The sequence below is a fragment of the Bacteroidota bacterium genome (assembly GCA_020161395.1).
In the GTDB taxonomy this organism is placed as follows: domain Bacteria; phylum Bacteroidota; class Ignavibacteria; order Ignavibacteriales; family Ignavibacteriaceae; genus UTCHB3.
In genome coordinates, this window is record JAIUOE010000008.1 from 145,270 (window position 1) to 162,978 (window position 17,709).

At 43.7% G+C, this 17,709-nt stretch carries 15 protein-coding genes and 1 tRNA gene; 7 read left to right on the forward strand and 9 right to left on the reverse strand.

Annotated elements, in window-relative coordinates; translation table 11 throughout:
• Both LCH52_13175 and LCH52_13180 read left to right on the forward strand, forming a co-directional pair.
• Entirely contained in the window at window positions 1–1,422 is a 1,422-nt protein-coding gene (locus LCH52_13175) for a DUF5723 family protein (GenBank protein ID MCA0389434.1), read from the forward strand.
• A gap of 111 nt (window positions 1,423–1,533) precedes the next feature.
• Window positions 1,534–1,606 (forward strand) — tRNA-Gln (locus LCH52_13180).
• 40 nt (window positions 1,607–1,646) lie between these two features.
• On the opposite strand, the gene LCH52_13185 is transcribed toward LCH52_13180, so the two are convergent.
• From LCH52_13185 to LCH52_13205, 5 genes are read right to left on the reverse strand one after another with little or no spacing between them, the layout of a single operon-like run.
• On the reverse strand, window positions 1,647–2,642 hold the full coding sequence (locus LCH52_13185; GenBank protein ID MCA0389435.1) for an FAD:protein FMN transferase: 996 nt from the start codon (window positions 2,640–2,642) through the stop codon (window positions 1,647–1,649).
• Window positions 2,626–3,297: a NusG domain II-containing protein gene (locus LCH52_13190; protein ID MCA0389436.1), complete on the reverse strand. Its 672-nt coding sequence runs from the start codon at window positions 3,295–3,297 to the stop codon at window positions 2,626–2,628. Before LCH52_13190 ends, LCH52_13185 begins: the two co-directional genes overlap by 17 nt.
• An 18-nt stretch (window positions 3,298–3,315) precedes the next feature.
• On the reverse strand, window positions 3,316–4,458 hold the full coding sequence (locus LCH52_13195) for a DUF3570 domain-containing protein (protein ID MCA0389437.1): 1,143 nt from the start codon (window positions 4,456–4,458) through the stop codon (window positions 3,316–3,318).
• Complete coding sequence (locus LCH52_13200) at window positions 4,451–4,672, reverse strand: DUF4266 domain-containing protein (GenBank protein ID MCA0389438.1); 222 nt, start codon at window positions 4,670–4,672, stop codon at window positions 4,451–4,453. Before LCH52_13200 ends, LCH52_13195 begins: the two co-directional genes overlap by 8 nt.
• Complete coding sequence (locus LCH52_13205) at window positions 4,662–4,961, reverse strand: hypothetical protein (GenBank protein MCA0389439.1); 300 nt, start codon at window positions 4,959–4,961, stop codon at window positions 4,662–4,664. Before LCH52_13205 ends, LCH52_13200 begins: the two co-directional genes overlap by 11 nt.
• A 219-nt stretch (window positions 4,962–5,180) precedes the next feature.
• Between LCH52_13205 and LCH52_13210 the strand changes: the two genes are divergently transcribed.
• A complete protein-coding gene (locus LCH52_13210; GenBank protein ID MCA0389440.1) occupies window positions 5,181–5,828 on the forward strand; it encodes a MarC family protein in 648 nt (215 codons plus the stop codon).
• A gap of 115 nt (window positions 5,829–5,943) precedes the next feature.
• On the forward strand, window positions 5,944–8,091 hold the full coding sequence (locus tag LCH52_13215) for a response regulator (GenBank protein ID MCA0389441.1): 2,148 nt from the start codon (window positions 5,944–5,946) through the stop codon (window positions 8,089–8,091).
• 13 nt (window positions 8,092–8,104) lie between these two features.
• Here the strand turns inward: LCH52_13215 and LCH52_13220 are convergent, their stop codons facing one another.
• Window positions 8,105–11,089 carry a CotH kinase family protein gene (locus LCH52_13220; protein ID MCA0389442.1) on the reverse strand — a complete coding sequence of 995 codons (2,985 nt, stop codon included), beginning with the start codon at window positions 11,087–11,089 and terminating at the stop codon, window positions 8,105–8,107.
• A gap of 156 nt (window positions 11,090–11,245) precedes the next feature.
• Between LCH52_13220 and LCH52_13225 the strand changes: the two genes are divergently transcribed.
• From LCH52_13225 to LCH52_13235, 3 genes are read left to right on the forward strand one after another with little or no spacing between them, the layout of a single operon-like run.
• Window positions 11,246–12,277: an aldo/keto reductase gene (locus tag LCH52_13225; GenBank protein ID MCA0389443.1), complete on the forward strand. Its 1,032-nt coding sequence runs from the start codon at window positions 11,246–11,248 to the stop codon at window positions 12,275–12,277.
• Window positions 12,274–12,951, forward strand: coding sequence for a DNA alkylation repair protein (locus tag LCH52_13230; protein ID MCA0389444.1), 678 nt, complete (start codon window positions 12,274–12,276; stop codon window positions 12,949–12,951). The genes LCH52_13225 and LCH52_13230 overlap by 4 nt, the downstream gene beginning before the upstream one ends.
• Window positions 12,952–12,955: 4 nt before the next feature.
• Entirely contained in the window at window positions 12,956–13,384 is a 429-nt protein-coding gene (locus LCH52_13235) for a GNAT family N-acetyltransferase (protein ID MCA0389445.1), read from the forward strand.
• A gap of 45 nt (window positions 13,385–13,429) precedes the next feature.
• Here LCH52_13235 and LCH52_13240 read toward each other — a convergent pair whose 3' ends face one another.
• The 3 genes from LCH52_13240 to LCH52_13250 form a co-directional block, all read right to left on the reverse strand.
• Window positions 13,430–16,123, reverse strand: coding sequence for an immune inhibitor A (locus tag LCH52_13240; GenBank protein ID MCA0389446.1), 2,694 nt, complete (start codon window positions 16,121–16,123; stop codon window positions 13,430–13,432).
• 84 nt (window positions 16,124–16,207) lie between these two features.
• A complete protein-coding gene (locus LCH52_13245) occupies window positions 16,208–17,359 on the reverse strand; it encodes a SpoIIE family protein phosphatase (protein MCA0389447.1) in 1,152 nt (383 codons plus the stop codon).
• Window positions 17,360–17,363: 4 nt separating this feature from the next.
• Window positions 17,364–17,702 (reverse strand): STAS domain-containing protein, encoded by a 339-nt coding sequence (locus tag LCH52_13250; protein ID MCA0389448.1) that lies wholly within the window; start codon window positions 17,700–17,702, stop codon window positions 17,364–17,366.
• Window positions 17,703–17,709 lie beyond the last annotated feature (7 nt).

Consider the following 17,709-nt stretch of genomic DNA (forward strand, 5'->3'; position numbering starts at 1 on the left):
ATGAAAACTTTTAAATATTCAGTATTGGCATTGGTGATTTTCTCTTCTTTAGTTTCTGCACAGAACGGTGGGGGCATAGCCAGCAGTTCTGATCCTGTTGCCACCGCAATGGGAAAAACCATGACTGTAACTTCCCGTGGCGTATATGCATTGGGTGCCAACCCTGCACTGATAACATGGAGTGAGCCAAAAACATTTGAGTTCTCCGTAATTGGACCCATCAATATAAGAGCAGGGTTCGATTTCATGACCCTCGACGACTACAATTATTTCTTTGGTGGAACTACTGACGCCTCTGGAAAAACAACCGGCAGATATCTCACCAATGACGATGAACTCAGGTTCAGAGAATTGTTCAAGGATGAGAGCAGTATGATTGTGGGTGCTTCATTCACCATGTTTTCTGCGACATACAATGCGGGTCCTTCGATAGGTGCTTTCGGATTCAACATTACCGATCAATTCTATTCCAAAGCCGTAATTCCGGAAACATTTGCCAAACTTGCTCTGGAAGGAAATGTTCAAAATCAGTTATATGATTTTGGTGGTACGAAGTTCGGTGCCAACTGGATGAGAAAGTATGGTTTGACATATGCCAGGGATTTCAAACTGTTCAACTGGAAACAGGTCTCTGCCGGTATTACGATGAATCTGGTACACGGATACGGCTATGCCGCTATTGATTACATCAGGACCAGTTTCAGTTTCGATGCGAATAATCAGCTAACCGGAACCGGTGACTACAGAGCAATCTCTGCATTCTCGCCTGATTTTGGTATCAAGTATGATTTTGATTCAACTGATATACAAAAAGGGAAGAATTTCTTCCCCTTCCCTTCACCGGGAGGAACCGGATTTGGAATTGATCTTGGGTTTGCAGCTCAGATCAATGATAAATGGTCAATCGGACTGGCAATTACTGACATCGGTTCGATAAACTGGACACAGAAGACTGCCGAATTTAAAGCAGAAGGAGGAATCTTCCTTAATGACCTTCTCGATCAAAAACAAAGAGATTCACTAGTAAATGTTCTAAAAGGAAAAGCAAAATCGACAGGTGAATTTTCGACAGCACTCCCCGGGGCATTGAGGTTTGGAACCGCCTTCAAAACTGGTGGCAGCAGTGGTGACTGGTTATTCGCTTCCGATTTTAATTTTGGATTCAATGATCAACCCGGCAACAGTACTGCAATGAGATGGTCGATGGGTATGGAATGGAATCCAAAAGCAAGCTGGCTACCATGGTTCAGGACAGGATTCTCGGTAGGCGGTGGTACGATTGCGAGCTGGTCGTTTGGTGGAGGATTCAAAATATGGAAAATATACTTTGATGGTGCAACCTACGATTTCCAGTATCTCTTCAGCCCTTCAAAAGCTAAAAGAGTTTCGGTATCACTTGGTGCAAGATGGAGATTTGATTAAAATTTCTGACTAAAAAGATTAAAGAGGTTGTTCATTTGAGCAACCTCTTTTTTTTTGATTTTGTAAATTAAATCTGATATCCGTATATTTACAGTCTCAATTTGAAATTATTGCCCTGTGGTGTAATTGGCAACACGCCTGACTCTGGATCAGGAGAGCCCAGGTTCGACCCCTGGCGGGGCAGCAAAAGAAAAGCTCTGACGAAAGTCAGGGCTTTTTTTATGTCATTCCTGTACGAAGAGGTATTTCGATTTGAATTTTGGGGAGAAATGCAGTGTCAGATTCGCATCGATGATCAGGTAATCGGGTGCAGACGGCGAACTATCTCCATGAGTGATGAAAAGAATTGTAGCGAGGGCGTCAGATTTTTCTGAAGATTCGGCGACAACCGAAACGCTGGTGCTCCCGATGGCAGGAAATCCGGTTCGGGGATCGATGATATGATGATACCTTACACTGTTTTTCTCAAAATATCTTTCATAGTCGCCACTTGTTGCTATTGCGAGGTCAGCAATCTCAACACTGCCGATCAACTTTCCCTCATTCCTCGGGTGCTTTATCCCGATAACCCACTTCTGATTCTCATTTTTCATTCCCGATACCAGGATATCACCGCCGGCATTAAAAAGAAAAGATGTAAAACCGTACTTTTTTAATATGTCAGAAGCTCTGTCGATGGCATACCCTTTCCCGATACCACCAAGGTCAATCGACATTCCTTTACGCTGCAAAAATGCCGTGGTATCCTTTTCATTGAGTGTCAGGTTCCTGAAATTTACAAGCTGTTTGCAGGAGTCTATTTTGTTTACCTGTGGAACATCTGAGGGTTCTTCGTCTCCGTTAAAACCCCAGAGTTGCGTAAGAGGTCCGATTGTGACATCAAAAATACCTGAAGATAGAACAGAGTATTGAACCGAGCGTTTTAAAATGGAAAAGGTTTCAAACGATATTTTGACTGGTGCTTTACCGGCAGCATCATTGATTCTGGAAATTTCAGAAGAGGGAATCTGCCACGCAAGAAGTGAATCGATTCTTTCGATTTCACGGAAAGCGAGATACAAAGATTTTTTTGCTTTTTGAATATCACCGGCGAACACCTTAACATCTACTACAGTCCCGATAAGATTTTTTGAGGCATTCACCTCGTATAGGAGGGTCGTATCCTGAGCCAACAGGGAGCATGCTCCCATCCATAATAAAAAACTAATGCGAAATGGCATCAAACAGACTGCTCTGTGCTCCGTAAACAACGGCTCTTACTCTGTTGGGAATGCAGACCAGGGATTCACCGGCGATGGAGGCGGTTCCCAGTTTCATACATGTTTTGTGACCACAGGGCGCTCCAACAACTTTAATACCGGCTTTTGAGAGTTGGAACTCTGAAGCCCCTTGTGCACCTTCAACACTGAATGTAACAAGTTCATTGTTTAGTTTAATTTCTTTAACGAGGGAATTGTTGCTAAAAATCCGGATCGATTTATTTTCGTCTGAAGTATCGGCAACAGAGAGAAATCTTACAAATTTTGGATTTGTCAATTTTGCAGGCAAGCCGAGTTTGGATGATATTTCCGCCAGGAGTCCCGATTTCTGATCATGCTCCGAACGGAAGTTGACAAGTTTTCCCTTGTCGACGAAAACTATATCACCAAGAAACTCTCCAGTGAGGTCGAATTCCTCGTACTTCAGTCTTTCAGATGCTCCGGTTTTTGCGAAGAAGGACTGAGCCAGAGCTGCTGCCGCATCGGCGTCATTTGTAATAATGGCGAGGGATGATCCTGTCACAAGCTCCGCCGGTGTGAAGCTTTTTGCAATCGAAGGGAGTGAAAGTGCTCCCGCCAATAATGCTCCCGTTTTGATAAAATCTCTTCTTTTCATGAATATGATGCTCCGAAATTAAAAATTGTATTTATAACCGAGTGTGAAAATATATGCATAGAGCATTCTGTAGCGGCTGTGCCAGTCAGGCGTGGAAGTATTTCTCATATAAAAATTGAGTCCGACCGAAAGCTCTGCTGTCTCTTTCATAATCGAGTTGAGCAGAGGTATGTTTTTAAAGATGTCACTTGCAAATTTAAAGCTCAATTCAAACTCATTGCTCACTGATTCATTAAGTTTTGAATCGACAGCCATCAGTTCGACGGGTCCGGAATATTCCGGCAGGAAAAAATATGCCTTGGTCTGATTGTAGATTCTCCATCCCAAAGCCGCTCTTATATTTTTGCTGAGGTGTCTCTGATACAGGATGTTTGCAGTATTCGACGAAATATCCCAAGTGTCCCAGTAATATCTGTAGCCCAGTTGAAGTGACGAGAGTTCATCGAGAGAAAAGACTGTTCGCAGACTTGCGGCCCGTCTGTCTCTTGAATCGGGATAAGCAGGGGAGTAAAATCGCACCCTGCCCAGTTCATTAATGGCAACCACCTGATAGGCGTCATTCAGGAAACCGGTATTGTTTGAATACCAAAGGTTCATCTGCATTACCCATGCGGGTGAAATGTTTTGAGTAAGTCCTGCACTTAGGGAAATAACATTTTTATCCTTTTGCCAGTCTCTGTTATCAGGAGCGACAATATCCCAGCTCTTTACAACACCCAAAGATATAATAGTGTTTTTTAATGCAAAAGGGAGTGAAATGTCGGCCGCAATGGTTCTGGAATAGTAATCGTGCTCGGTGGAATAGATCGCATTCAGTGATGCTTTTACTTCGCCAAAAAGTTGAGTGACGCCACCTGTAAATTCATGTCTTATTTCGTCAGGGAATTTGCCCCCGCCTTCGGTTCTTCTGGAAGCGGAAGTGACACCGTCCACTCTGAAAAGACTTTTCATTGATGCAGCGGAAATCATGTCGACAAGGTACCGTCCGTTGATTGAGGTGGTGGCACCAATCTGTTTTGTAACAGAAATAACGGGATAGGCGACGAATACTCCAAAATTATCGAAATAACCGTTCAGATTGACTTGCAAATCGCTTTCGGGCAGATTCTGGCAAAATGAGAGAGTAACCAGGAGTAGGGAGATAATTAAAGCTCTAACCACAACCGCAGCCTCCGCTCTGTGCTCCCGTGCCACCGACTGACCCCTCACGATAATCGAGATGATGTTCAAAAATTCCCTTCTCAAGGGGATTCGAATCAATCATCATGACCGGGTCACCTAGCAATCCTTTTTCCCAGGGCTTCACTGTTGCGCAACCGGCAAAAAGGAGTGCTAAAAATAAAAGAGATGCGAATAAAACAGTTTTAATCTTCATTCCATTTTTCTCCATGACACTGGTAGCAGGATGGTGCAATTCTGTCTTTCCCATCTATGAATGCGGCACCTCCTTTCAGGTTCGACTGATGGCAGGAGCCACTGCTGCACCCTGAAACGGGTGAAAACGGGTCCTTGAAGCCCGGTTTGTGAAAGGCCGTTCCCAGTTTTTCTGTATGTGCGTCAAGCCCCTTGGGAAGAGTGGTTTTCTCCTCTTTCGGGAAGGGAAAATCGCATCCTGACATCATAAGCAGTGTTAGCACCAATGCCGCAAAGTAGAAAAGTTTCATAAGTTCAATAATTAATGGGGAATGGCATATTACTATTAAATACGATTTCAATTTACACAAAAAACTGAAAATAATCAATTCCGCAGAGGGTATTTTTTTATACTCAAAATAGATAATAATTTGCGGTTTTCAAGGGAGGCGGTATTCAGGTCACTCAACTGTCTCTTCTAACTGTTTTATGCTTATATTTGGCTTGTTTTATAACAATTTTACAGAAGCATGAACGAACTGATTCAATTTGGAATACTTAGTTTTGTGGCATTTTTTACGCTGATAAATCCTGTTGCCACGATGCCTGTCTTTATGACAATGACAGCATCGCTTGATGAGAAAAACAGGGCGCGGACGGCAAAGAAAGCATCGATAGCAGCATTGATAACATTGTTGCTTTTTGCATTTTCAGGGCAGTTGTTGTTTAAATTTTTCGGAATATCGGTGAACAGTTTCAGAGTGGTAGGTGGAGTCATTTTCTTTATGATGGGGATGGACATGCTTCAAGCCCGTCTTGTCACAGTAAAAATAAAAGAATCTGAAATTCGAAGCTATGTCAACGACATTTCAATTACACCGCTTGCCATACCCATGATTACCGGACCCGGCGCTATCACTACATCAATCGTTCTGATGGAACAGGCAGTCACGATAGAGATGAAGGCAGTACTCGTGCTGGTCATAGTCCTTGTTCTCCTTCTTACCTGGATCATTTTATTAAGTTCTTCGAAAATCATAAATCTACTCGGTGAAACCGGTAACAATGTTTTGATGAGATTAATGGGACTTATTGTCATGGTTATTGCAGTGGAATTTTTCTTTTCAGGATTAAAACCAATTCTGGCAGATATTCTCAACTCTAAAATATCATTGTAAATCCTGTTAACCTGGAATAATATTTAAATAATTTAGTATATTCCGCAAGGGACGATAAGTTTTTTGCGAACAATTTGTTAAGAAAGCACCCTTTCATGCTGCCGGAACATAATTAATGGGAAATTCCATTTTCCTTGGACTGGTTCAAAATACCGCACTGCTTGTGGCACTCGGTTTAATCTATAATTTGATCCGGGGTTTGAGTTTTATTCCGAACAGGTATGTCAAACAAATACTAATCGGAATATTCACAGGTGCCATCGGGATTGCGCTGATGGGAACGACCTGGGTACTGTCTGAGGGAGTTGTTTTTGATACCCGTTCAGTGTTGATATCCTTTGCAGGCTTGTTTTTTGGCACCATTCCCACTGTTATCGGGATGGTGATGCTTGCCCTTTACAGAATAAGTATGGGTGGTGATGGGGCGACCATGGGTGTGGCAGTCGTAATAGTAACAGGAACCATCGGATTAATATGGAGGCAGGTAAGAAAAGACAACCTTATTAGACTTTCCCTGGGTGAGTTGTATCTCTTCGGGCTTCTCGTTCATATCGGTATGATGGCTTGCACGATACTGTTGCCAGATGCAACAAGAATGTCAACGATTGCAAAAATCGGCATTCCGGTACTTCTCATTTATCCTGTTGGCGAAATGCTCCTCGGTTGGATGTTGATTGCGGGAGAGAAACACAATCTTACTTTAAAAGCGCTTGCTGAAAGGGAGAAAAGCTTCAGGGGACTTTTTGATACCGTAGATGAAGCCATTTTTGTGCAAAACTGCGGTGGAGAATTCCTCGATGTAAACAGGGGTGCATCAAAAATGTACGGCTACCCTCGGGAAGAGTTGATCGGGAAAAAACTCGATTTTCTTTCAGCCCCGGAACAGAATGACCTTGCATTGCTAAAAGAGAAATTGAGCAAAACATTTGAAGGAGAGCCTCAGGAACTGGAGTTTTGGGGTCTCAGGAGCAATGGAGATGTTTTTCCGAAGCTACTAAAATTTTATAAGGGTACCTTTTACGATCAGGACGCGGTTATCGGGCTTGCTCAGGATCTGACTGAAAGAAAAAAGGCAGAGATGGAGTTGATAGAAGCTAAGGAAAAGGCAGAGGAAGCCAACAAGCTGAAATCCAATTTCCTTGCTAACATGAGTCACGAACTCAGAACCCCGATGATCGGGATAATCGGATACTCCGAAATGATGATGGAGCCCGAATTCAGCGAGGAATCGAGACACATCGGTTCGATAATTTTTAACTCAGCCACAAGATTAATGCAAACCCTGAATCTTATCCTTGATCTTTCAAGAATTGAGTCGGGGAAAACAGAATTGAATTATACTGTTTTGGATATAACAGGCCTGGTTCAGGAGGTCGTCCGCCGATACGAAGCCGCTGCAAGGAACAAGGGCTTGCGAATAGGGGTAAAAACGGATCATTCAGATTTGATGTGCAGGGTGGACGCCAGGTTGTTCGACCAGATTTTGAGTAATCTGGTGGATAATGCCATCAAATTTACTCACAAAGGTGAGGTCGAAATATTCGCAGGCGAAGAGGAGTCAGAGAGTCAAAAATGGCTGACGGTGCAGGTAAGAGACACCGGAATCGGCATTTCAGAAAAGGATCAGACTCTGATCTGGGAGGAGTTCAGACAGGCGAGTGAGGGTTGGGGACGCGGTTATGAGGGCTCCGGGCTTGGTTTATCGCTGACAAAGAAATTTATAAAAATTATGGGCGGGACCGTCTCTGTCTCAAGCAGGTTGGGCTTCGGTTCCATATTTACATTCAAACTTCCGGTTGACAAAGCAATCGGAGAGACAATACTAACAGAAAAAGATGACATAGTCAATTCATCAAAAAAAGGAGTGAGTGTTGTAGCCATGAGGGAAAAGGAGAATATCATCATAATTGATGATGATGAAGTTACAATAGATGTTTCAAGAGCTTTCCTGAGAGATAATTATAATGTTGATTCAGCGGGTACAATCCAGGAAGCCCTGGAAATGATAAAAAAGAACAGGTATTCTTTGATTCTTTTGGACATTAATCTCGGGAAAGGAGTCACAGGTTTTCAGGTTCTCGATGAACTGAAAAAGATGCCTGACTACAAGGATGTTCCGGTAATCGCAGTCACTGCGTATGCAATGGTTGGCGACAGGGAGATATTCCTGAAAGCAGGGTGTAACGACTACATTTCAAAGCCATTCACCCGTCAGACACTTATAGCCGCATGCGACAAGGCGACTGGAAACCTGTCTCTCTGAGCAGGTTGCCCTCTTACTTGAGGACAACCATTTTCTTAACAGAGTTAAATCTTCCTGCCGACATTTGATAGAAGTAGATGCCACTGGGCAACCCGGTGGCATCGAAAATAAATTCATAAGTTCCGGCGTCAAATTCACCGTTTGCAAGTACACCAACCTCATTCCCGAGCACATCAAAAATTTTCAACTTCAATTCACCTTTCCACGGAAGTGTGACCAGAATTTTAGTTTCCGGGTTGAATGGATTGGGGAAATTCTGACTGAGGCTAAAATCGGAAGGGAGATCAGAAGTTTTCAATATGCCTGTGTATACATCATTCTGGGCAGAAGGGGTTCCCAGTCTTTTACCGGTTCTCCATGATGAAGCGAGGGTATTGTCGAGTGTCGGATTGACCAGTGCGAGTGAATAACCGTCACCGTTCGCTTTGGGGTCCCACGGGTCTGCGATGCCGTATTTTACACTGTCTACAAGATTGTCTAACGGATCCAGAAGGAAGACAGTCTCACCATCACTCGATAGACCAAACGGGAAATTTCCTTTATAATTCACTGCCGAAGGGTGGAAAAACTTAAATTTTACAGAATCCTCACATACAGTCAGGTAGCCAGCCGGCGGGATTATTGAACCCTCCGGAAGTATGAATTCATTTCCTTCACCCGAGTCTTTGACCTTGTAGCCGGAGAGATTAACAGCCTGCCTTGCAGGATTGAATATCTCTATCCAGTCACCTGTATCGTAAAGTGAATTGCTTTTATAATTTATTTCATTTATCACCAGTTGTGAATCGGGCGGTGTCCAGGGCTCAAAAATTGCTTTGAGTGTAATATTCGCTGTTGGGAGAATCTCAATCTTTTCAGTAGTTTCATTCACAAATCCTTCCCATCTGACGAACCGGTAACCCGCATTTGGCAGAGCTCTCAACTTGAGTGGTACCCCTTTAAAAAAGACGGGTTTGGCATTCCACTTCATCGGTACTGTGTGGGCAATTACTTTCCCGGCTGTTGAATCATTTGATGTGAGATGAACTGAAAAAGAGCCGGGGAGTCCAAATCTGTCATAAAAGAACTGTCGCATCGATCCCGGTCTGAGGTTTATAAATTCGCGAATGAGGTCGATCTGAACATCCCATGTTGCTCCGAAAGAGATGGAATTGGGCCAGCGAACCTTGTGTTTTGGCATTTCATTCACGAGGAGGCCACGGATACTGTCGAGCACGGACAATGAACGGGAAGTTTCAAAAGTGGTACTGATGTGAGCCGCCATTCTCTGAATGAACTCATTTTTGAATTCCGGGTTCATCATCAGGCGTCTGAAAATTAAAGTAGCCCAAGGGGGATTTGTGGAAATGGTATTTGTGGTATCGAGTGCATATCTCAAAGTATTTGTGTTATACATTCCCTGAGAGTTTCCGTTGTAGCAAAAATCAAGATCATAAAGAAGCCATCTCCACTTTGCACCCGGTTTCCGTTCGCGCCACAATTTAACATTGTTTGCGGGCCAGTCACCGTTAGCACCAAATATTTCCGCCACATTGTAATCGATATAAGAGTCGATATCTATAATTGATTTTGCGTGTTCATAGTTGGCAGGTACAGCAAGGTCGTTGTTTTTCAGGAAGTTGTACATTTCGTAATAAGCTACTGAATCGCCTGTGCTTACATCTGCCACTTTCGAATACTCGATCAGATCGAGGTCGGCTTCCGCGACATTATAGTGATATTCTATATAATGTTCGTTCAGCTTTTCGCGGATATTATGGATTCCCCAGTATCTGCCGTTAATAAAAAGAATGGAGGGTCTGTATTCCTGCTGGTCGATGTTCATCCTGCCTTTGATGAGGGAAGAAATCATTCCCTCCCTTACCATCGTGCGGTACCAGTCCTGTCCGGCATTTCTAAGAACCAGATTGTTGAATTCATAGAGATAGGAATCTTTAAACACTTTATAACGGATTTTAGAATCGCCATATTTATCCCTCATGTAAACTGCAAGTGATTTTTCGGGATAGAGCCGTGTACATCCGCCATAAATTTTGACTCCGGCATTTACTTTAAAAGCCCGTGATTTATCAGCCTCGTAAAATTCGAGGGAGACAGGCCGTTCCCAATCCTGATTCCAGTTTCTGGGACCTGAGGAGCAATAAGCAGTGATGCCGTTGGTTCCCTGTACATAGATACCCGCCGTGTCGCTGAAGAAATTTGCCGGGTCGGTAGAGAGGGAAAAAACAGGGAGATCGGTGGTTACATTAATAAAATATGTGTTGGTTACAGTCTTTGAAGGGAGGCTTTGCAGTTTGAAAGTCTTTGCCCTGATAACGGTCGTTGAGTCGAGTTGAACAGGAGAAGAGTAGAGCCGCGAATTTGCTTTTGGTTCGGAGCCGTCTGTCGTGTATCTGATTTCGCTTCCTGCCATTGAGGTGGATAAAGAAACACTGACAGGAGAAGGGAAGAAACCTCCGTTGAGAGTAAATTCCGGATCGGGACAGCGGGCTGTTATGTTTGACTCAAAATTGATGGTGCCGGGGGTTGCGGGGTAGAAAGTATACCAGTTGTTCTCGCCATCGGGAAATCTGCCGTAAGAGATATCACTCGTTTGAGTTCCAAAACGCATCGTATCAATCATTAGAGAATTGGGTCCGAAGAGTCCCACCATTTCGCCACTTGCGGTCAGCTTAAAATTGGCGTGCAAGCCGGTATTATGATCATCGCACCAGATAATTAAAAATCCGTTTGCGGGGATAATAACACCTGAAGCAGGCAACTGCCACTTCTGTGGCTCGCTAAAAATGTCGGTCAGGAAGTACCCCGAAATGTCAACAGCAATCGAGTCAGGGTTGTAAAGTTCGACCCAGTCGCCAAATTCATTAAACTGGGGGTCGCGGATAGTATTTGTGTTGGATGCCATCACCTCGTTTATCTTAACACGGACGGGGTTTTGAGCCATCAAATTAGTGGAAACAGCAATAAATAACAATAGTAAAGCAAATGTCTGCTTCATGGATAAACCTGTATAGAATAAATAAAACTGAAACCAAATATAACCTTTTAAGTTGTGAAAGCAGGGGAATGGAGATTTTTCTCCCCGGTTACAAACCTGTTGGTAAACTTTTGTATATTTCACAGATTTTTTAATAAATATTTGAGAGAAAAGAAGATGAGATACAAATTGCTGGGAAGATCCGGTGTAAAGGTTTCGGAGTTATGTCTGGGTGCCATGTCATTTGGAACGGAGTGGGGATCGGGAGCTGATAAAGAGGAGAGCAGGAAGGTTTTTGACAGATATGCGGAGGCGGGGGGCAATTTTATCGATACAGCGAACCGGTATACAGAGGGGACAAGTGAGAGATATCTTGCTGAATTCATGGGGAGTGAACGGGACAAATTTGTGGTTGCCACCAAATACAGCCTCTATACCAAAAGAGGGGATTTGAATGACGCAGGCAACAGCAGGAAAAACATGTTCAGGTCAGTTGAAGGTAGTCTGAAGAGGCTCGGAACTGATTATATCGACATTTTATATGTCCACATGTGGGATTTTACAACCCCTGTGGATGAAGTGTTGCGTGGTTTGGATGATCTTGTCAGGATGGGCAAGGTTACCTATGTCGCTATCTCAGATACACCTGCCTGGGTGGTTTCAGCCGCACAGGTGATGGCTGAGTTGAAGGGTTGGTCGCAGTTTGTTGCACTTCAAGCCGAGTATAATCTGCTGAAAAGGGATGCAGAGAGAGACCTTTTGCCGATGTGTGAACATTATGACATCACCTGTACTTCTTGGGCTCCCATTGCCGGTGGAGTACTTTCAGGCAAATATCTTCAGGACCCGGGTGCCGAGGGGAGAATAAAATCCGGAAGCGTAAGGAGAAGTGATAAAAGTAATGAGATCACAAGAAAAGTCGTGGAAATAGCCGGTAAACTTGGGGTATCAGCGACCCAGGTGGCGATGAACTGGCACAGGCAAAACCGCTACAGAATTATTCCCGTGATAGGAGCCAGAAAAGAAGAGCAGATAGTTGACAGTCTTGGCTGTCTTGATTTTGAGATCCCTGCGGAATTTATGAAGGAACTTGACAATCTTACCGCGATAGAGCCGGGTTTCCCTCATGATCTGCTTACCGGGGCACAGGCAACCGATCTCCTGTATGGAGGTCTTTTCGATAAATTTGACAATCACAGAAGAAAATGACAACAGAAGAAGTACTTTCTGAGCTGGAGGCTTTTGGCAGGGAAGATGTTAGAGAAGGAAGAGCAAGGTTTGGCATTAGAGCTGTCTCTTCCTTCGGTGTCCCGCTTCCCGGAATTAAGTCGATTGCAAAAAAGATAAAAAAAGATCATGAATTGTCGCTCGCCCTTTGGAGAACCGGAAACCATGATGCGAGAATTCTTTCATTTATGATTGCAGATCCTAAAAAATTCACTGTCGATGACGCCGAGGAGTGGATGCCCGAGATGCTTTCCTGGGATTTGACCGACGGGGCAGCCATCTACCTTTTTCGAAAATGTGACTGGGTAATTCAGAAGGTAAACGAGTGGATTGGAAGTGACGAGGAATTCAGACGCCGGCAGGGTTTTGTTCTTATGGCGGTGCTGGCTGTCCATGGCAAAAAGCTGCCGAACTCACTTTTTATCGACTGGCTTGACGACCTCTATGATGGAGCAAGTGACAAAAGGAACTTTGTAAAGAAGGCTGTAAACTGGGCGATCAGGCAGATCGGAAAGAAGAATAAGACACTCAGGCAGCATGCTCTTATCACATGCGAGAGGATACTTTCTGACGGAGAAAAACTGAACTGGATTGCACTGGATGCTAAAAGAGAATTGAATGATCCAAAGACAGTTGCAAGAATAAAGGAAGGTTAGCTTTATGGTACGGGAAAAATCTTTTGGAGAATACACTTTTACCACTGACAGCGAAAAAGTGGACTACGCAGTGGTCATCGGTTACTTAAAGAGAAGTTACTGGGCAAGTGACATACCGCCGGAGACATCCATAAGAGCAATTAAAAATTCCCTCTGCTTCAGTATACTGTTTAATGATGAAATGGTTGGTTTTTCGCGGGTAGTAACTGATTTTGCCAGATTCGCATATCTTGCGGATGTTTTCATTCTTGAGGAGCATCGCGGGAAGGGACTGTCAAAATTACTGATGGAGTTTATTCTTGCATACCCGGGGATAAAAGGGTGCAGATTCCTTCTTGCCACCAGGGATGCACACGGATTGTATGTAAAATACGGCTTTAAGGTCCTGGACGATTCGTGGAAGTATATGTCCAGAAAGGAAGAGAAGAAGTAATTCAATTCACGGATAAATCACTTCTTCTCTTCAAAAATGCTGTGGTTATTTCAAATAGAGCATTTTAAGCTTTTTTGAAAATCCAGGGGTAACCATTTCGTAGAAATAGATTCCCGATACGAGGTCTACGGGTTTAAAACTAACCTGATGACTTCCTGCCTTCTGTGATTCGTTCACCAAAGTTGCAACTTTTTTCCCGAGAATATCATAAACGCTTATTGTAACCATTCCGTCAACGGCTGTGCTGTAGGAAATCACAGTTTCAGGATTGAACGGGTTAGGGTAATTTTGCTGCAAAGAGAATGATCGAGCCACATCCGACTCCACTTCGACAGGACCGAAAAATTTGTATGTTCCGTCGAAATCGGTCTGTTTCAGTCTGTAGGAGATTAAACCTGAAGCAGTAATTCTGTCAGTGAAAGAATATTCCGAAGGCGATTCTTTGGTACCTGCTCCGGTGACAAAACCTGCATTAATCCAGGCAGAGCCATCGACAGACCTTTGCACTTCAAAACCCTTGTTATTGAGTTCGGAAGCGGTTGTCCACTTCAGATTTACGAAATCACCTTCTTTCGAAGCCGTGAAAGCGGCAAGCTCAACAGGGAGTGCAGAAAATACATAGATACCGATATCATCGATGTACCAGCCGTCTTTCACGAGAGAGATGTCTGTTCTCAGTTCGAATTTTATTTTTACTGATTTGTTTGCATAGGCGGAAAGATTTATTTCTTCCCTTTTCCAGTTGGAGGAAGTGCCGTCATAGATTGGCATGCCGGCAGGAACCTGCTTACCGCTCCCTGATGCGGGTTTCGACAATGATCCTGCGAGAGCAGACCAAGTGGTGCCGTTATCAGTCGAGATCATCACAACACCACAATCCCATTGGGTTTCGATATCCCACTTCGTAAAGAAGGAGAGTTTGGGATTTGCATAACCGGTAAGATTGATTTGATTTGTCGTTGCAATTGTCACTGTGGCATTACTTGCATAATTCCCGGTTTTGGAATCTGTATATGAAACAGGAGCGGAATTAAAAGATGTAGTTGTGGCTTCCCATTTTGGAGTGGACGGTGTAGCGGTTATTGTCCAGAGAGTTAACGGGTTATTTGTGGTGTCATTAAATACAAACTGAGGAACGCCTGTAACAAAACCAATTGTATCAATTCCCATGGTAACACCATTTTTCGAAGTGACAAGTCTCAACTTGCAGAGTGTATCAACGGGTGCAAAGGGTGAAACCGCAAACGAAAGAGGAGTTGAAGTTGTGAATGTACCTCGTGAAGGGATGGTCGGAATGTTTATCGTCCCGTTGCCGACAGATACAAAACCCGATATCGGTTCAAGAGTTACGGTGATATTATCCGCACCTGAAAGTCCCTTGTTTTTCATTGTGACACTCATTTCAACCTGGTCGCCGGGTGAAATATACTGGCGGTTCAACTGGTAGTTTGAGAGGCTCACGAAATCACCAGCCACCCAGGTATAGTAGAGATTTGGCTTAAGGTTTTCAATTGCAAGAGGGAATATTCTGGACTGGGGGGGCCAAAATCCATCGGCGTCACCGCCGACTTCGGGAGTCATTGCGAAGATTTTACCATTGTTTTCGATATCACCATCATAGAGAAAATCGTCGGAACTTCCCCGCACAGGATAGAGAAGCTGCCAGGCTGTTCCGGGTGAATATCCATTCATTGCGACCATGTCTGAGGCAAATTCGATAAAGATTGTGGAGTCAGGAGCCAGGTAAGTCCAGCAGCCGTAGGGATATATCAGCAGATTGCTGTAAGTGTGATAATTAAGGGCTGTCCTGAAGTTTTTACCGATAACAAAGTTCCTGTATCCCTGTGATTCAAGTTCCGAGAACTCGGAGGGACCTCTGTAATCGATGGCAGAAGGGGTTGTACTCGAGCCCCCGTTCGGAGAATTCCAGTAGGTATAGGGACCAAAATTTCTGTTTAGATCAACACCGTAAGAACCGCTGTTGAGGCTTCTGTTTTTCCGCCATTGTCCACCTCCCGATGGGTTTGTTGACCGGTTGTATTCGTATCCATCAGGGTTTAAGCAGGGGATAAACCAGATTTCACGATTGTCAACAAGGTATTTTACGGAAGGATTTGTATTGTAGTTTTCAAGAAGATAATACATATAGTAGATTACACTCATCATACCTGCAGGTTCTCTGGCGTGAGTAAGTGCGGTGTAGATGGCTCTCGGTTCATTTTCCGTGACATCCGGGTTATCGGAAATTTTTACCGCATATATTTGTCTTCCTTCACCGGTGGCGCCTATGCTTGACTTTACAGTGATGAGGTTCGGGAATCTTGCCCTCATAGTGTCGAGTTGGGCATTTATTTCGGCATAAGTGTAGTATCCACCCATCGAACCGTAACCCAGACCTTCAACTCCGTAGGATTCTTTGCTCGACTGAATAACCTGAAGTTTTTCCTCTTCGGTAAGCACGGGGAGATTTTTGTAATAATCATTCCAGTCATCTATTAGTATTTCATAACGGATACCTGATTTTTGGAGATTTTCCACATCCTTGGCAGAGAGGAAAACAGAGAGTGAGTTGTCTTTCCCCATAAAAGCTTCATCAATAATCACATTATAACTTCTTAGAAGTTCGATATCGCTTTTAAGGTCGTTTGGGAATATTTTTACTTTCTTGAATATTTCCTGGGAGTGGTTGAGTGAGGTCAGGGTCAGTAGAAAGATACAGAGTGTGAAAATTTTTTTCATTGGGCTGTAAACCAAAAAAATTAATGAAATGTATAGTTAAAAAATTGACGGCGGTGACAGAAAAACTGCAAAACGGTGATTCCCTTAATTCTTTTTTAGGGCGATGACGCTGACATCATCATCGAATTTCATATTGGTGTATTCATTCATCCTGTTTTTAATGAATGTAACCGGATCGAGATGGGCAGGAATAAGTTCAATAAGTTTGAGAAGGTTCTCCTTGCCAAACTGAATTCCGGTCGGATCGCTCGCTTCTGTGATGCCGTCGGTATAGAGGAAAACAGAATCGCCGGGTGAGAGGGTAACGGAGGTTTCATCGTACTCGCCGTTTTCTGCAAATCCGAGGAGCAAGCCATTACACTGAAAAAACTGAGCCTGTCTTTTATATGAATCGTACCAGACCATCGGAAGATCTCCTGCACCTGAGTAGTTTACGATACCGGTTTTTTTATTCAGCAGAACGATCGACAAGGTGGCAAATACATCTGAAATCTTGTTATCATGGTAAATTGAAAGATTTACTTCCCTCAGAATTGAGCTGGCAGAAAGTTCCTTTGAATTCTGTAAAATGACGCGGACTGCACTCCTTATATAACCTGCGTAAGCAACGGCAAAATACCAGGCACCCCACTTCTTACCCATGACATCGCCGAGTATAAGGACGGTTTTTTCGCTGTCCACATCGAAGTAGTCGATGAAATCGCCTCCCGGGACACCACCAAAGGGTTGATGCCAGTGAGCGAGAGAGTATCCCTCGATTGCGGGAGGGGAGTCAGGCACCACCTTCAGACTTATGTTGTCCGCCGCCTTGTGAATTTCAGAGACAGCTTTTTCTCTCTCTTTCTCGAGGTCTTTTAAAAGAGCATTAACCTTTGCCACCAGAACTTTCGGACCTGAAGTTTTCACAACATAGTCGGAAATTCCGAGATCATACCCTTCGAGGATATCATCTTCCCCCGATTTGGCGGTGAGGAAAATGAACGGAATCTTCTGCACCAACGGATCTTCGAGCACCATTTTCCGGAACTCAAACCCGTTCAGATTCGGCATCATGATATCTGATATGATGAGATCAGGCAAAATCTGTCTGGCTTTGTGGAAACCTTCGAGACCATTGGAGGCGGTCTGGCAGTCGAATCCCTCCTTGTTCAGGCTGTATTGAAACAGTCTGGAGAGTGAAGTATCGTCGTCGACCAGTAGAATTCTGGCTTTAAAGGTTTTCTCAGGTTCAGGCATTATATCAGCTAAAGCTCTTTATTGCATCCGGTGTGTTATTGAAAGCTTCAAAAATTCTATACATCCTGGTTAACTCAAACATCGACTGGACTGCGGGTTGAAATCCAACGAGTTTAAGGTCGCCATGATGCTGGGTGATTTTTTTAAGTGTTACTACGAGGGCACCAAGGAAAGTAGAATCGATAAATTCACAAACCGAGAGGTCGACGATTAATTTTTTGCTTCCAAGGTCGATTTGACCGAGGAGTATTTTTTTAAATTCTTCAGCTTCGTTTAGTGTTGCTCTCTGAAGTGCTACGGCAACAACGACAACATCACCATTTTTTTCGACTTTAAAGTTCATTTATAAC

What these genes read in the sequence shown, in the direction of transcription:
- LCH52_13175 (MCA0389434.1), top strand. Translation starts at nt 1, where the DNA reads ATGAAAACTTTTAAATATTCAGTATTGGCATTGGTGATTTTCTCTTCT.
- LCH52_13185 (MCA0389435.1), bottom strand. Translation starts at nt 2,642, where the DNA reads ATGCCATTTCGCATTAGTTTTTTATTATGGATGGGAGCATGCTCCCTG.
- LCH52_13190 (MCA0389436.1), bottom strand. Translation starts at nt 3,297, where the DNA reads ATGAAAAGAAGAGATTTTATCAAAACGGGAGCATTATTGGCGGGAGCA.
- LCH52_13200 (MCA0389438.1), bottom strand. Translation starts at nt 4,672, where the DNA reads ATGAAGATTAAAACTGTTTTATTCGCATCTCTTTTATTTTTAGCACTC.
- LCH52_13205 (MCA0389439.1), bottom strand. Translation starts at nt 4,961, where the DNA reads ATGAAACTTTTCTACTTTGCGGCATTGGTGCTAACACTGCTTATGATG.
- LCH52_13210 (MCA0389440.1), top strand. Translation starts at nt 5,181, where the DNA reads ATGAACGAACTGATTCAATTTGGAATACTTAGTTTTGTGGCATTTTTT.
- LCH52_13215 (MCA0389441.1), top strand. Translation starts at nt 5,944, where the DNA reads ATGGGAAATTCCATTTTCCTTGGACTGGTTCAAAATACCGCACTGCTT.
- LCH52_13220 (MCA0389442.1), bottom strand. Translation starts at nt 11,089, where the DNA reads ATGAAGCAGACATTTGCTTTACTATTGTTATTTATTGCTGTTTCCACT.
- LCH52_13225 (MCA0389443.1), top strand. Translation starts at nt 11,246, where the DNA reads ATGAGATACAAATTGCTGGGAAGATCCGGTGTAAAGGTTTCGGAGTTA.
- LCH52_13230 (MCA0389444.1), top strand. Translation starts at nt 12,274, where the DNA reads ATGACAACAGAAGAAGTACTTTCTGAGCTGGAGGCTTTTGGCAGGGAA.
- LCH52_13235 (MCA0389445.1), top strand. Translation starts at nt 12,956, where the DNA reads ATGGTACGGGAAAAATCTTTTGGAGAATACACTTTTACCACTGACAGC.
- LCH52_13240 (MCA0389446.1), bottom strand. Translation starts at nt 16,123, where the DNA reads ATGAAAAAAATTTTCACACTCTGTATCTTTCTACTGACCCTGACCTCA.
- LCH52_13245 (MCA0389447.1), bottom strand. Translation starts at nt 17,359, where the DNA reads ATGCCTGAACCTGAGAAAACCTTTAAAGCCAGAATTCTACTGGTCGAC.
- LCH52_13250 (MCA0389448.1), bottom strand. Translation starts at nt 17,702, where the DNA reads ATGAACTTTAAAGTCGAAAAAAATGGTGATGTTGTCGTTGTTGCCGTA.